Consider the following 13,764-nt stretch of genomic DNA (forward strand, 5'->3'; position numbering starts at 1 on the left):
ACACAGACCAGAATTATATTTTTGCCCTGATTGGCGAGTAACCGGTAAAAATGCAAAGCATTGTTACGCGTTACGAGGTAATCATCGTTGCTCATAACGCAACAATGCAGCATCACTTGGAAGAGACTCAAGGCTCATGGATACGCTTCAAAACATGCGCGTGTTTTCGCGGGTTGTTGAAGCCGGCAGCTTTACCGCCGCGGCTCAGCAGCTGAACACGACCACGGCTTATGCATCGCGCGCCGTCTCCGATCTCGAAGCGCACTTACGCACTCGCCTGCTCAACCGGACCACGCGCCGGATCGCGCTGACCGAAGCAGGCGAACGTTATTTGCATCGGTGCGAGCAAATCCTGGCTTATGTCGATCAGGCCGAAGCCGAAGCAGGCGATGCGCATGCGCGCCCGGCTGGCAAGCTCAAGATGCACGCCATGGCGGGTATCGGCCAGCACTACATCGTGCCGATGATTTCGCGCTACCAGAAGCTGCATCCATCGGTGCAGATCGACTTGACGCTTGCGCAGCGCGTGCCCGACCTGCTGGATGAGGGTTTTGACGTGTCCATTGTCCTTGGCACCGAACTGCCTGATTCAGGACTGGTTTCCCAACGACTCGGAAGTGCGTTCAGCATTGCCTGCGCGTCGCCGGGCTATATTCAGGAACATGGCGTGCCGCATGTCTTGTCTGATCTGGTCCGGCATACGTGCTTGCAACTCATGACGCCCGCATTTCCGCCGAACAAATGGACCTTTGACGGTCCGAACGGGCAGGAAACGATCAGTCTCGGACCGGCGACCTTCACGGTGAATGTGGCTGAAGCCATGGCGGTCGCAATCAGCGAAGGCATGGGCGTGGGGATATTGCCCACTTCGTCCGCGTTGCCTGCGTTGCGCGCAGGGACATTGGTGCGTGTCTTGCCGCAATACACCATGCAGATGCTCAACGTGTTTGCGCTGTATCCGTCACGTCAGTACCTGGACGCGAAAATCCGGACCTGGGTGGAGTATTTGCGTTCTGAGTTGCCTGCCGCACTTGCCGTCGACGAAAAATCGCTGCAGGAATTTGTGGCGTCGTAAGCTTATGAGCAGGAGAATGGGGGTAAGCCGGGTAATGTGCTTTCATCGGGTTTTTCATTCGCCGCGATGCAACACTTGCTTACGTCTATTTCGGCCGCATCTTGATAGCTTGTAATTTGTCTTTTAGCTTTACCGATTTACTTTTTACCGATTCGACAACGCCCGAGGAAGTTATGAATACGCCGCTGATGATCGCCATCTACGCACTGCTGGCTCTGATCGCCGTGCCCGCTACCCGTGAACTGCTGCGTACAGCCCGTGAGAATGCGAAACGCGCTCGCCTGATCCCGATCCGTATCAACGAACGTAAGAACCGCCAATCGCGAGATTCGTCCGATCGTTGAGAAAAAAAGACCGATCCATCGGTCTTTTTGTTTTTGCAACTGGCACAGTGACTTTTAACCCTGCGCCGGGTAAGCCGTACCTTGGGCGTGAGATTTATCGCTTCGGATCGGGTGTTTTTACTCAAAACGCTAACCGGCCGAGCAGTAGCGACACGATCGGTAAGCATTGTCCGGCCGCACGCGCCTGCAGCGTATTTACACCGGAACCGCGTTTCTTCGCGATTCCCTGCCGGTGGACGCTCAGATCTCGACCACCCTGTCCCATTTGAACAACGGATTTTCAGGCACACCCGTGCGCCGGTCGCGATATCCGCGCGGGTTACAGACCACCCGTGTTTCCTCTACGAAATAATCGAATGCGGTATGCGTGTGGCCATGAACCCACAACGCAACAGGCGCGCTCACGAGCGAGCGCAGATCGCTCACAAAACCCGCCGATGCCCTGTCCGTTGCGAACTTCTCAGCGAGACTTTGTCTGAGCGGCGCGTGATGGGTGACGACAATCGTCTTGCCATCGAAGGGCTTTGCAAGTTCATCTTCCAGCCATGCCCGCGCTTGCTCGTGGAGCGCCAGCGAGTCGCTGGGGCTGAACGATCGCGGTTCATCTTCGGGCTCCGGCCATGCAACCTGGATCACGCCCCGGAAGTCGAGCATCACCCGCTCGGCCGCAGCGATGGATTCGCGCAATGCCTCGTCGTTCGCGCCGAACAGCGCGAAATCTGTCCACAACGTAGTGCCTAGCACGCGCCATTTGCCGTATCGGTCGGTGAGGGTGGTGTTGTTCAGGAAATGGACGTTGGGCAAGCTGCGCGCGGCATCCTGCATCGCGCTTTCGAGTGCACCGAACTCACCGTCGTAATACTCGTGGTTGCCCGGGACATAAACAACCGGTACCTGCGAACTGAAGTTTTCCGCTGCCCAGCGTAGACCTTCCGCGTGATTGTGGATGTCACCGGCCAGCACGACGAGATCGGCCTCCGCGTACGGGATGGCAAGCGGTTCGTCGTGCTCGAGATGCAGGTCCGACAGAACGCGAATCTTCACAGCGCTTATCTCCTTAATACTGTTATTTGCACTTACGATGACAGGCGCGGCGCACCCGGCGCACGCACGTCCGGCAACACCTTGGCCGGATTCATCAGGTTCTCGGGGTCGAACGCTGTCTTGAGCGCGCGCATGAGCCGCACCTCCAGCGGGGATTTGTAGTGCATGGCTTCTGCTACCTTCAACTGTCCGACCCCGTGCTCCGCGCTGATGCTGCCGCGATGCGCGTGCACGCTTTCATACACGAGCGCATTGACCGGTGCCTGGAATTCAGCGAGAAAGTTTTCGGGATCGACCCCTTCCGGCGCCTGCACGTTGTAGTGCAGATTACCGTCGCCGAGATGGCCGAACGTCACCATGCGCACACCCGGAATGGCCTGGGCGATGAGCGCGTCGGTCGCCTCGATGAAATGCCCGATGCGCGAAATAGGCACCGCGATATCGTGCTTGATGTTAAGTCCTTCCGCGGCCTGCGCGAGCGGAATATGTTCGCGCAAGTTCCAGAACGCCCGCGATTGCGACAAATTCTCCGCCACGACTGCGTCCTCGACCAGGCCTTGCTTCATGGCGTGTTCCATCAGCCGTTCGAACAGCGCGCGGCCGTGCTCCTCGCTCTCGCTATCCGACAATTCGAGTAACACGGTCTGCCCGTGTTTCTTACTGAACGGATAGCGCATCTGCGGGAAATGCGTGGTGACAAGATGAAGCGAAAAATCCGACATCAGTTCGAAGCCGGTCAGCAACGGCCCCGCGTATTGCTGCGCGTTAGCAAGGAAATCTAGCGCGGCCTGTGGTGAGGCCAGCGCCGCGAGCGCCGTTACGCGAGCGACAGGTGCAGGATGCAGTTTCATCACTGCGGCGGTGATAATGCCGAGCGTCCCTTCCGCGCCGATATACAGGTCGCGCAGATCGTAGCCGGTGTTGTCCTTGCGCAGCCCGCGCAAACCGTCCCAAATTTCACCTTGCGGCGTCACCACTTCCAGCCCGAGGCACAATTCGCGCGTATTGCCATAGCGCAGCACGGCGGTGCCCCCGGCGTTGGTTGAAAGGTTGCCGCCGATCGTGCAACTGCCTTCGGCGGCCAGGCTGAGCGCAAAGAGCCGCTGTTCCTGCTCGGCGCGTGCCTGGATATCGGCGAGGATCACGCCGGCTTCCACCGTGATGGTGTTGTTGAGTGGATCGACGTCGCGAATCCGGTTCAGCCTGCGCAAGCTGATGACCACCTGTGTGCCGCTGGCGTCTGGGGTTGCCCCGCCGGAATGACCGGTGTTGCCGCCTTGCGGCACGATAGGAAAGCGGTATTCCCGCGCGAGCTGCACAACTTTAGCGACCTGTTCGGTGGTGCCGGGAAGCACCACGGCGCACGTCTGACCGTGATAACGCTTGCGCCAGTCAGTGAGAAACGGCGCGGTATCGTGTGCGTCGGTCAGCACATGCGCTGCACCAATTGCTTCGATACAGGCTTCAACAAAGTTACGTGAACGGTCGGATGCGGTCATGAGTTTCGGTAGCAGTGGCGTGGACGACAAGTGACACAGTATCGCGTAACGTCAGGCCGGGCGAATCCTGGCCTGATGGCATAGGTCTCGTTCGCGCGGACTATTCCGTGCTACAAATGATTCCCGCCGGGTGTTGAGTCTGGTGGTGATGCTGTCGCAACTGTCGCGGCCTTTGCTCGCTTCGCGGCGCGTGCAGCGCGTTTGAACGGTGCGACGAAGCCAAGCGAGCAGACGAAGTACACAAGGGCGAGCAGCGCTTCGAGCCAGCCAAGGCGCGCTGACAATCCGCTGTCCGTCATACCGCGCACAATGCCTTCGGCGAAATACAGCAGCACGAGCATCGACGCCCATTGCAGCGTATACACGTTGCGCCGGATCGTGCCGCGCAGGGCGAACAGCAGCGGGATTGCCTTGAGCGCGAGTGCGGAGCCGCCCGGGCGCAGCGGCGCGAGCCAAAGCTCCCACGCGACCGACAACGCAATCAGTGCGATCAGGCTGAACAGCGCGCCGCGTGCAAAGCCGGATGGGGTGCTGCCTGCGTCCACAACGGGCGTAGTGGTCATCAATCAGGCGCCGCGTTCAAGCGCGAGCGCCGTAGTGGCCAGGCGTGCGCCGAGCGCTATGGCCAATGCTTTTTCGTCGGCGGAGATGCCGCCGTCGGCCGTTTCAGCGCGAGCGAAATGGGACGCGCCATAAGGCGTGCCCCCGGTTTGCGTGGTAGTCAGCTTCGGCTCGGTGTACGGAATGCCCACGATCAGCATCCCGTGGTGAAGCAAGGGCAGCATCATGGAAAGCAGGGTGGTCTCCTGGCCGCCATGCAAGCTGCCCGTGGAGGTGAAGACGCTGGCGGGTTTGCCCGCGAGCGCGCCGGACAACCATTGAGGCGAGGAGCCGTCGAGGAAATATTTCAGCGGGGCCGCCATGTTGCCGAACCGCGTGGGCGACCCGAGTGCGACTCCGGAGCATTCTTCCAGGTCGCGTACTTCGGCGTAGGGCGGCCCGTCGGCGGGAATATCCGGCTGCGTGGCTTCGCAAACGGTGGAGACAGGAGGCACGGTGCGCACGCGCGCCTGCATGCCGGGCACGCTGTCGACGCCTTGAGCGATCGCCTGGGCGAGTTCGCGGGTGGCGCCGTTGCGGCTGTAATAGAGCACGAGAATGTCGTTCATGAGCCTTTTCGGTGAACGGGTATTATAAGGATCGGGTGCGTAGGCGTGGCGTTTTGGCGTGGTTTTGCCTGGCTATTCAAGCCGCCTTGCGGATCTGTTGTTATGTTTCAAGGAGAGAGATTCTTGCTGAAGTTTCCCATCGATCTCGACACAACGAAGCGGCTTGCCGCCTTCGTGGCCCGTCGTACGGGTGAGGATCGCGTGCCGCAGGTGGCGGGCAGTCTGACTTTTACCACCGTGTTGTCGCTCGTGCCGCTTGCGACGGTCGCGTTCGCGCTTTTTACCGCGTTTCCCATCTTCGCTTCGTTTCAGATGTCACTGCAGGATTTTCTGGCAGTGCACCTGATGCCGTCGCAGATCAACAGCCAGATCTTCAAGTACCTGAACCAGTTTGCGTCGAAGGCAAAGGGGCTGACCACGGTCGGCATGATCATCTTGTTCGTCACGTCGGTGATGACCATGATGACGGTCGAGTCCGCGTTCAACGTGATCTGGCGCGTGCGCAAATCGCGACCGTTCGCTCAACGCGTCCTGGTGTATTGGGCCATCATCACGCTCGGGCCTATTCTGTTTGGCGTAAGTCTGTCGATGTCGTCCTACCTGTTCGCGCAATCCATCGCATTTGCCGGCTCCCATAATCTCCTGCCGCCGGTGGTCGAGTGGGCGCTCGCCAGCGCGACGCTGCCGTTCACGATGCTGGCGTTCTCCATGCTCTACGTGTTCCTGCCGAATTGCAAAGTGGAATGGCGCGACGCCCTGGTTGGCGGACTCGTTGCGGCTATCGCGTTCGAACTGGCGAAGCGTGGTTTCGGTTATTACGTGCGCCGTATTCCAACTTATACCGCGGTGTATGGTGCGTTCGCGGCGTTGCCCGTGTTCCTGTTATGGGTCTATTTGTGCTGGATGATCACGCTGATCGGCGCGATGCTCACGTCGGCGCTGCCGGCAATCCGGATCGGCCAGTTTCATCGAAATGATTTTCCGGGGAGCGATCTGCTCGATGCGCTCGAATTGCTCGCTCGCCTTGCGGAGGCGCGGGAAGCCGGCCTGCCGGGTTACACCGGCCTCGAGCTTGCACGAATGCTCCGCTGTGACATGGATACCTCCATGCGTCTGATTCGTAAGCTCGACTCTCTGGAGTGGATTGCGAGGCTGGAGAACCTTCGGGTTCCACGCTATGTGTTGATTGCCAATCCGCAGCAAATCACCGTGGCAAGCCTGTTTGATTTATTCGTGATCGAGCGCGAAGAGCTGGATTATCAGTTACGCCTCGATTCCACGCACATTGACCGTGCCGTATTGATGAACGCGCTGAGCAACGAGAAGCTTGATGTCACGTTGGCCACGCTGCTGGCGGCGCGCGCAGCCTCTCGTCAGGAAGGCGCTCGCGCGGCGCAAAGGGCGGCATCCATGCCGCATCAAACCGCCTGAAGCGTCCCGAAGCGCGCTAAAGCGAAATCCTGCCGATGCAGATGTCCTTGAACATGACCCAGTCGCCCATCAGGCTGTAGAGCGGGTGGCGAAAAGTGGCCGGACGGTTTTTCTCGAAGAAGAAATGGCCGACCCAGGCAAAGCCATAACCGCAAATCACGGCAGCGGGAAGCCAGAGCCAGTCGCCCGTGGCGATAGCCATTGCAAGGCAGCCGATCACGCCCAGCGAACCGATAAAGTGCAGCCGGCGCGACACCACATTAAGGTGCTCTCCGAGGTAGTACGGATAGAACTCGGCGAAGCTCGCGAAGTGATCGGAATGCGCGGTTTGGGCCATGACAGTCTCCTTCGAGCAGGTTGCGGCATTGGCTCAGCAAGATTCATTCTCCGGCGATTGAGTCCGCTGCGCAACCACGATTCCTGTCGATCCGGAAACAGTTGGAGACCCCCTCCCATCCGGCTGATGGCGCAGTGGGGAGCGGGCGGTTAAGCTGCGTCATGAGCTGCGTCATGAGCTGGGTCATGACCTAGCTCATAAGCTGCGAAGTGATCCGTCGCTCAAACACGCCGCGTCGCAAAACTGAACAGCGCGGTGAGGGTCGCATCAGGTTGCTCGCTCATCAGTGCGTGCCCGGCGTCCAGCATGACCGTTTCCACAGAGACATTCGCTTGCTTCATGGCGTCGGTCAGCGCCCGGCTGGCGCGGGGCGGCGTCATTGCATCGTGGCGGCCGGCAATGATCTGTACCGGGCAACGTAACGCCGCTGCCCGTTGAAGTCCCTCCGCATAGGCGTTGCAGGCGCTGAAATCGGTATGGAAGAGATGGGGCTCGCCGAGTGCGGCCACGCGCTCCATCAGGCGCTGGTTGGCGCCATGCAACCAGAAGCCTGGCGCAGGGCACGACGGTTTTGCGGCGATCGATGAGTGCGACCACTGGTTGACCATGTCGATGGCGTCGGGTTCGCGATCGCGTGCGGCATCCAGAAGCGTGTCGGACACGGTCATCGGAAAGGCGGTGGCGAGCAGGGCAAGACGGGTGACGCGCAACGGATAGCGCGCGGCGCAATCGAGCGCAATCAGCGAGCCCATGCTGTGACCAATCAGCATGGTTTCACTGATGTTGGCGGCGTCCAGCAACGCGACAAGCCAGTCCGCGAGCGCTGCGATGCTTCGCCGCGCCGGGCCCGCGCTGCGGCCGTGACCGGGAAGGTCGACGGCGAGCACGTTCAGACCGTGATGGGCGAAATAGCGTGTCTGCAGTGCCCAGACGCTGTGATCGTGCTGTGCGCCGTGCACGAACACGGCCACGGGGCGGTCGGGCTCGAACGCGTGGCCGCCGGTGTAGGCGTAGGCAGGAGCGCCCTCGACTTCGAGCATCATGCGCGGCTCCCGTCGCTGCTCCGGCCGGCACTCGACACAGTTTTTTGCGATGCCTTGAGGCCGCGTTTGAGGTCATCGATGAGATCGTCGGGATCTTCCAGGCCGATCGACAGCCGGATACGTCCCGGCGCAATACCGGCTGCGGCGAGGGCGGCGGCGTCCATGCGGAAATGCGTGGTCGAAGCGGGATGGATGACAAGCGAGCGCGCATCGCCAACGTTCGCCAGATGCGAGAACAGCGTCAATGCTTCAATGAAGCGCCGCGCCGCCGCCACGTCGCCGCGCAGGTCGAAACTGAACACGGCGCCTGCACCGCGCGGCAGCAGGCGTTTGGCGAGCGCGTAGTCGCGATGGCTGTCGAGTTCCGGATAAGCCACGCCTTCAACGGCCGGGTGAGCGAGCAGGAATTCGACCACCTTTCGCGTGTTGGCGACGTGCCGGTCCATCCGCAACGGCAAGGTTTCGATGCCCTGAAGGAGCTGCCACGCAGCTTGCGGATGCAGGCAGGCTCCGAAGTCGCGCAACCCCTCGCGACGGGCGCGCAGCAGGAACGGTGCGACGGTGCTTTCTTCGGCGAAGACCATGCCGTGAAAACCGTCGTACGGCTCGGTGAATTCGGGGAAAAGGTGGGTTGATGTGAAATCGAACGTGCCGCCGTCCGCCAGTACGCCGCCAATCGTCGTGCCGTGGCCGCCCAGGAACTTCGTTGCCGAGTGGTAGACGAAGTCGGCGCCGTGCTCAAAAGGCCGAAGCAAATAGGGCGTGGTGAAGGTCGAATCCACCAGTAGCGGTACGTGGTTCGAATGTGCGATATCCGCGATTGTCTCGATGTCGAGAACATCGAGACCAGGATTGCCCAGCGTTTCGCCAAACAGCAGGCGCGTGTTGGGCCGAATGGCCGCGCGCCAGGCGTCGGCATCGTGGGACGGGACGAAGGTCGTGTCTATGCCGAAGCGTCGCATCGTGTAATGCAGCAGGTTATGCGAGCCCCCGTACAGCGCGCTCGACGCAACCACGTGCGACCCCGCGCCCATTAGCGTAGCGATCGCCAGATGCAGCGCGGCCTGTCCGCTGGCCGTGCCGATCGCGCCCACGCCGCCTTCCAGCGCGGCTACGCGCTCCTCGAATACAGCGACGGTCGGGTTCGAAATGCGCGAATAGACGTGTCCTGAGCGCTCCATATTGAAGAGCGAAGCAGCGTGGTCGGTGTCTCGAAACGAGAAAGACGTAGTCTGGTAGATCGGCGTGGCGCGGGCGCCGGTGGTAGGGTCGGGTGCTGCGCCGGCATGCAGCACGAGCGTGTCGAAGCGGTTGGCGGACATCGTGGGCGGGCTACCATGGGAAAAGAGTCATTTATCGTAACATCGGGTGTGGCACGGCAAACTTGGGGTAGACGCCAGCGTCGGCGTTAGCACCATGCGGCGCCATACCGCGTAAGGGCAGCCTTGGCGCGGCGTGCGCCGACCCGGTGCAAAAGCCCGCCCCGCTTGGCTTTTGCAGACAAAACACGGGGTTCGTGCGCGCTTTCTTTTTAACTGTCTTTCCGCTAGGATCGACAGATATTCAGGCTTTTCGCGAGGAGACAATCATGCGAGTCAGCGACATTTTGAACGTCAAGGGCAACGCGCTCTTCACGGTAACACCCGATACGCCGCTGCACGAAGCGATCAACACAATGGCGTCACACGACATTGGTTCACTCGTGGTGATCGAATACGGCGATCTCGCCGGCATGCTGACGTTCCGCGAGATTATCCTCACGCTGAGCGAGAACGGCGGCAGCGTGGGCACCTCCACTATCCGAAAGGTCATGGACGACCATCCCATCACGTGTACGCCGGAAACGGACGTGAACGAGGTGCGCCGGATGATGCTGGAGCATCATGTTCGTTACCTGCCGGTCATGGAAAAGAATGTGTTGATGGGCGTGATTTCTTTTTACGACGTGGCCAAGGCCGTGGTGGAAGAGCAGGGTTTCGAGAACAAGATGCTCAAGGCCTATATCCGCGACTGGCCGGAGCAGCAAGAAGAAGCGCGTTGATATCGGGGCGCGCGCACGATTAGCGTAACTACCGCGATTGACACGGGCTGCACGAGTTACACCACCCGGCGCGAAGCGCATCACATCGTCACGCACAAAATGCGCGCCCGAGCGGCGCGCATTTTTTTCGTCCCTTCGGGTTCTTTCGCGCCGTAACGGGTCCCGCCAAACCATTTCGCCCGTTACCGCGAACCTCAATAGATCAGCACTCTCTCAGCTGCCAATTCCAATAATCCATGAGCGAAACATCCGCATCATCCCGCGAGAAAAAGGCCGGCGCCCAGCATGGCGACGGTCAGTTCCGCCTGTTGCGTGAGCGTCGTTTCGCGCCGTTCTTCTGGACGCAGTTTCTCGGCGCACTCAACGACAACGTCTTCAAGGTAGGCTTTACGTCGCTGGTCACATTTCAGGCTGCACGCTTTTCGGGTGTCGATCCGAAAACCGCCGCTTTCCTGATTTCCGCCATTTTCATCATCCCTTTCGTGCTTTTTTCTGCGACATCAGGCCAGGTCGCCGATAAATACGACAAGGCCACGCTCACGCGTTTCGTGAAGACGTTCGAAATCGTGGTGATGCTGATCGGCGGCGCGGGTTTCATGTTGCACAGCGCGCCACTGCTTTACGTCTGCACGTTCCTCATGGGTGTGCATTCGACCGTGTTCGGACCGGTGAAATACGCGTATTTGCCACAGCACCTTCAACCCTCAGAACTAGTTGGCGGCAATGGCCTCGTCGAAATGGGGACGTTCGTGGCCATTTTGATCGGGACGATCGTCGGCGGCGCAGCGGCCGGCCTGACCGAGCACGGCGCCATATTGCTCGCCACGTGCTGCGTGACGGTTGCGCTGATCGGGCGCGTTGCGTCAGGTTTCGTGCCGAAGACAGCGGCCCTGCAGCCCGATCTGAAGATCAATTGGAACCCGTTCAGTGAGACGTGGCGCAATCTCGCGCTTGCGCGGCAGGACCGCACCGTGTTCCTGAGCCTGCTCGGAATCTCGTGGCTTTGGTTCGTCGGCGCGACGTTTCTCACATCGTTCTTCAACTTCGCGAAGGACGTCCTGTCGGCTAATCCCGATGTCGTGACCGTATTGCTCGGCACATTTTCGATTGGTATCGGCATCGGCTCGCTGATGTGTGAAAAGCTCTCGAAACGCCGTGTTGAGATCGGACTCGTGCCGCTCGGGTCGATCGGCATCAGCGTTTTTGCCATCGACCTGTTTTTTGCTAGCCACGGCATCATGCCGGCCGGGCATCTGATGGGCGTCAGCGAATTTCTTCGGATCGCCGTGCACTGGCGCATCCTGGCCGACCTGTTCCTGCTCGCCATGTTCGGTGGTCTCTACAGCGTGCCGCTTTACGCGCTGATCCAGTCTCGCAGCCAACCAACGCACCGCGCGCGCATCATCGCCGCGAACAACATTCTCAACTCGTTTTTCATGATCGTGTCGGCGTTGATGGCGCTCGGCCTGACGTCGGCGGGCGTCGGCATCCCCGGGTTGTTTCTCACCACGGCGTTGTTGAATATCGTGGTGGCCGCGTATATCTATTCGCTCGTGCCCGAGTTCCTGCTGCGCTTTCTCGCATGGATTCTCGTGCATACGTTCTACCGGATCAGGCTGGTCAACGCCGAGCGCATTCCCGCGCACGGGGCCGCCGTGCTGGTGTGCAATCACGTGAGTTTTGTCGATGCCATCGTGATCATGTCGGAAAGTCCGCGGCCGATCCGCTTCGTGATGGATCACCGGATTTTCCGCTCGCCGCTGGTCGGCTGGCTATTCCGTCACGTCAAGGCCATTCCGATCGCGCCCGCTCACGAGGACGCAGAACTGCTGGAAAAAGCCTACGACGCCTGCGGTCGCGCACTCGCCGACGGCGATCTGGTGTGCATCTTCCCGGAAGGCAAGCTCACCCGAACCGGCGATATCAACCCGTTCCGCCATGGCATCAGCGAGATTCTCAAGCGCCACTCCGCCCCTGTTGTGCCCATTGCTTTACGCGGCTTGTGGGGTAGCGTTTTTTCGCGCCATGACGACAACCGGTGGCCGCGTCCGATTCAACGCGGCGTAATGAGCCGCCTGACGCTCGCGGTAGGTGAGCCAATTGATCCAGCCGATGCCACACCTGAACACTTGCAAGCGTTGGTTGCGACGCTGCGAGGCGCTCGCAAATAGGCCTGGAGGAGAGCTCAAGGAGGGCTTAAACCGCGCTCGGCTGGCATAATATTGGCTCTTTCGCTTTTTTCAGGACGGCGCTCATGTCCGGCAACACACTCGGCACGCTTTTCACCGTCACGAACTTCGGCGAGTCGCACGGTCCCGCGATCGGCTGCGTGATCGACGGCTGCCCGCCGGGCATGGAACTATCCGAGGCCGATATCCAGATCGAACTGGATCGGCGCAAACCGGGTACGTCGCGGCATGTGACGCAGCGTCAGGAAGCCGATCAGGTTGAGATCCTGTCGGGCGTGTTCGAAGGTAAAACGACCGGCACGCCTATCGCCTTGTTGATCCGGAATACGGATCAGCGCAGCAAGGATTACGGCAATATCGTCGAGACGTTCCGTCCCGGCCACGCCGATTACACCTATTGGCAGAAGTACGGCATTCGCGACTATCGCGGGGGCGGACGCTCATCAGCGCGGCTGACGGCGCCGACCGTCGCGGCCGGCGCTGTAGCGAAGAAATGGCTGCGTGAGCGTATGGGTATTGAAACACGCGGGTTCATGAGCGCGCTTGGTGAGATCCCGATTCCGTTCGTTGCCTGGGAACACGTGCGCGAAAACCCGTTTTTCGCGCCGAATGCGGAAATCGTCCCGCGTCTCGAGGAGTACATGGACGCGCTGCGCAAAGACGGCGATTCAATCGGCGCGCGCATCGGCGTGATGGCGACGGGCGTGCCGGCCGGGCTGGGCGAGCCGCTCTATGACCGCCTCGACGCCGATATCGCGAAAGCGATGATGGGTATCAATGCGGTGAAAGGCGTGGAGATTGGTGCAGGTTTCGCGAGTGTCGCGCAACGCGGCTCGGTTCACGGCGACGAAATGACGCCTGAGGGGTTTGCCGCGAACAACGCCGGCGGTGTATTGGGCGGTATTTCGAGCGGACAGGACATCACTGTATCGATCGCGATCAAACCGACGTCGAGCATTCGCACGCCGCGTGAGTCCATTGATAAAGTCGGTCATTCCGCGACGGTGGAAACCTTCGGTCGCCATGATCCGTGCGTTGGCATCCGGGCGACGCCAATTGCCGAAGCGCTGCTCGCGCTTGTGCTGATCGACCATGCGTTGCGGCATCGTGCGCAAAATGGAGATGTAGTGACGACAACGCCTCATATCGCGGCGCATATCGCCAAATAAAATAGCGCCGGTTCTGAACATAAAGAACCGGCGCTATTCTTAAAGCTTTAAACCCTCAAATCCGAACGATCACATATTCGGATAATTCGGCCCACCGCCACCTTCTGGCGGCACCCACACGATGTTCTGCGTCGGGTCTTTAATATCGCAGGTCTTGCAGTGCACGCAGTTCTGCGCGTTGATCTGCAAGCGCTCGCTCCCGTCATCGTTCTTCACAAATTCGTATACCTGCGCCGGGCAATACCGTCCTTCCGGCCCGGCATAGGTCCTTAAATTCACATCCACCGGCACCGATGCATCCTTCAGCGTCAAATGCGCCGGCTGGTTTTCCTCGTGATTCGTATTCGATATGAACACCGACGCCAACCGGTCAAACGTCAGCTTTCCATCCGGCTTCGGATACACGATCGGCTTGCATTGCGA

Annotated in this window: 14 protein-coding genes; 6 read left to right on the forward strand and 8 right to left on the reverse strand. The window is 60.1% G+C overall.

Annotated features, from left to right (window positions below):
• The first annotated feature begins 136 nt into the window (after positions 1–136).
• Positions 137–1,075, forward strand: coding sequence for a LysR family transcriptional regulator (locus BSU04_RS00425; protein ID WP_089158748.1), 939 nt, complete (start codon positions 137–139; stop codon positions 1,073–1,075).
• 173 nt (positions 1,076–1,248) lie between these two features.
• Positions 1,249–1,419, forward strand: a complete 171-nt coding sequence (locus BSU04_RS46170; RefSeq protein WP_160172471.1) for a hypothetical protein — start codon at positions 1,249–1,251, stop codon at positions 1,417–1,419.
• 240 nt (positions 1,420–1,659) lie between these two features.
• Here the strand turns inward: BSU04_RS46170 and BSU04_RS00430 are convergent, their stop codons facing one another.
• The 4 genes from BSU04_RS00430 to wrbA all read right to left on the reverse strand — a co-directional run bounded on the left by BSU04_RS00430 (position 1,660) and on the right by wrbA (position 5,131).
• A complete protein-coding gene (locus BSU04_RS00430; protein ID WP_089158749.1) occupies positions 1,660–2,463 on the reverse strand; it encodes a metallophosphoesterase in 804 nt (267 codons plus the stop codon).
• Between the two features lie 32 nt (positions 2,464–2,495).
• Positions 2,496–3,962, reverse strand: coding sequence for an FAD-binding oxidoreductase (locus BSU04_RS00435; protein WP_089158750.1), 1,467 nt, complete (start codon positions 3,960–3,962; stop codon positions 2,496–2,498).
• A gap of 110 nt (positions 3,963–4,072) precedes the next feature.
• Positions 4,073–4,525, reverse strand: coding sequence for a DUF2069 domain-containing protein (locus BSU04_RS00440; protein WP_089158751.1), 453 nt, complete (start codon positions 4,523–4,525; stop codon positions 4,073–4,075).
• Between the two features lie 3 nt (positions 4,526–4,528).
• Positions 4,529–5,131, reverse strand: coding sequence for an NAD(P)H:quinone oxidoreductase (gene wrbA / locus BSU04_RS00445; RefSeq protein ID WP_089158752.1), 603 nt, complete (start codon positions 5,129–5,131; stop codon positions 4,529–4,531).
• Positions 5,132–5,233: 102 nt separating this feature from the next.
• Here wrbA and BSU04_RS00450 point away from each other — a divergent pair, with 102 nt between their 5' ends.
• Positions 5,234–6,562 (forward strand): YihY family inner membrane protein, encoded by a 1,329-nt coding sequence (locus BSU04_RS00450; RefSeq protein WP_089158753.1) that lies wholly within the window; start codon positions 5,234–5,236, stop codon positions 6,560–6,562.
• A 16-nt stretch (positions 6,563–6,578) separates the two neighbouring features.
• On the opposite strand, the gene BSU04_RS00455 is transcribed toward BSU04_RS00450, so the two are convergent.
• From BSU04_RS00455 to BSU04_RS00465, 3 genes are all read right to left on the reverse strand, one after another.
• A complete protein-coding gene (locus BSU04_RS00455; protein WP_089158754.1) occupies positions 6,579–6,899 on the reverse strand; it encodes an Mpo1-like protein in 321 nt (106 codons plus the stop codon).
• Between the two features lie 221 nt (positions 6,900–7,120).
• Positions 7,121–7,942: an alpha/beta fold hydrolase gene (locus BSU04_RS00460; RefSeq protein ID WP_089158755.1), complete on the reverse strand. Its 822-nt coding sequence runs from the start codon at positions 7,940–7,942 to the stop codon at positions 7,121–7,123.
• Entirely contained in the window at positions 7,939–9,264 is a 1,326-nt protein-coding gene (locus BSU04_RS00465; RefSeq protein WP_089158756.1) for an O-acetylhomoserine aminocarboxypropyltransferase, read from the reverse strand. Before BSU04_RS00465 ends, BSU04_RS00460 begins: the two co-directional genes overlap by 4 nt.
• A 266-nt stretch (positions 9,265–9,530) precedes the next feature.
• Between BSU04_RS00465 and BSU04_RS00470 the strand changes: the two genes are divergently transcribed.
• From BSU04_RS00470 to aroC, 3 genes are all read left to right on the forward strand, one after another.
• Positions 9,531–9,983: a CBS domain-containing protein gene (locus tag BSU04_RS00470; RefSeq protein WP_031359018.1), complete on the forward strand. Its 453-nt coding sequence runs from the start codon at positions 9,531–9,533 to the stop codon at positions 9,981–9,983.
• 236 nt (positions 9,984–10,219) lie between these two features.
• A complete protein-coding gene (locus tag BSU04_RS00475; RefSeq protein WP_089158757.1) occupies positions 10,220–12,154 on the forward strand; it encodes an MFS transporter in 1,935 nt (644 codons plus the stop codon).
• 83 nt (positions 12,155–12,237) lie between these two features.
• Entirely contained in the window at positions 12,238–13,341 is a 1,104-nt protein-coding gene (gene aroC, locus BSU04_RS00480; protein ID WP_089158758.1) for a chorismate synthase, read from the forward strand.
• Positions 13,342–13,410: 69 nt separating this feature from the next.
• On the opposite strand, the gene BSU04_RS00485 is transcribed toward aroC, so the two are convergent.
• A partial coding sequence (locus tag BSU04_RS00485) for a 4Fe-4S dicluster domain-containing protein (protein ID WP_179258151.1) occupies positions 13,411–13,764 on the reverse strand: 354 nt, incomplete at its 5' end.

Origin of the sequence: Caballeronia sordidicola, assembly GCF_002220365.1 — a bacterium.
GTDB lineage: Bacteria > Pseudomonadota > Gammaproteobacteria > Burkholderiales > Burkholderiaceae > Caballeronia > Caballeronia sordidicola_C.

Coding starts and splice junctions, on each gene's coding strand:
- BSU04_RS00470 (WP_031359018.1), top strand. CDS start 9,531: ATGCGAGTCAGCGACATTTTGAACGTCAAGGGCAACGCGCTCTTCACG.
- BSU04_RS00425 (WP_089158748.1), top strand. CDS start 137: ATGGATACGCTTCAAAACATGCGCGTGTTTTCGCGGGTTGTTGAAGCC.
- BSU04_RS00455 (WP_089158754.1), bottom strand. CDS start 6,899: ATGGCCCAAACCGCGCATTCCGATCACTTCGCGAGCTTCGCCGAGTTC.
- BSU04_RS00440 (WP_089158751.1), bottom strand. CDS start 4,525: ATGACCACTACGCCCGTTGTGGACGCAGGCAGCACCCCATCCGGCTTT.
- BSU04_RS00475 (WP_089158757.1), top strand. CDS start 10,220: ATGAGCGAAACATCCGCATCATCCCGCGAGAAAAAGGCCGGCGCCCAG.
- BSU04_RS00435 (WP_089158750.1), bottom strand. CDS start 3,962: ATGACCGCATCCGACCGTTCACGTAACTTTGTTGAAGCCTGTATCGAA.
- BSU04_RS00460 (WP_089158755.1), bottom strand. CDS start 7,942: ATGATGCTCGAAGTCGAGGGCGCTCCTGCCTACGCCTACACCGGCGGC.
- BSU04_RS00465 (WP_089158756.1), bottom strand. CDS start 9,264: ATGTCCGCCAACCGCTTCGACACGCTCGTGCTGCATGCCGGCGCAGCA.
- wrbA (WP_089158752.1), bottom strand. CDS start 5,131: ATGAACGACATTCTCGTGCTCTATTACAGCCGCAACGGCGCCACCCGC.
- BSU04_RS00450 (WP_089158753.1), top strand. CDS start 5,234: ATGTTTCAAGGAGAGAGATTCTTGCTGAAGTTTCCCATCGATCTCGAC.
- aroC (WP_089158758.1), top strand. CDS start 12,238: ATGTCCGGCAACACACTCGGCACGCTTTTCACCGTCACGAACTTCGGC.
- BSU04_RS46170 (WP_160172471.1), top strand. CDS start 1,249: ATGAATACGCCGCTGATGATCGCCATCTACGCACTGCTGGCTCTGATC.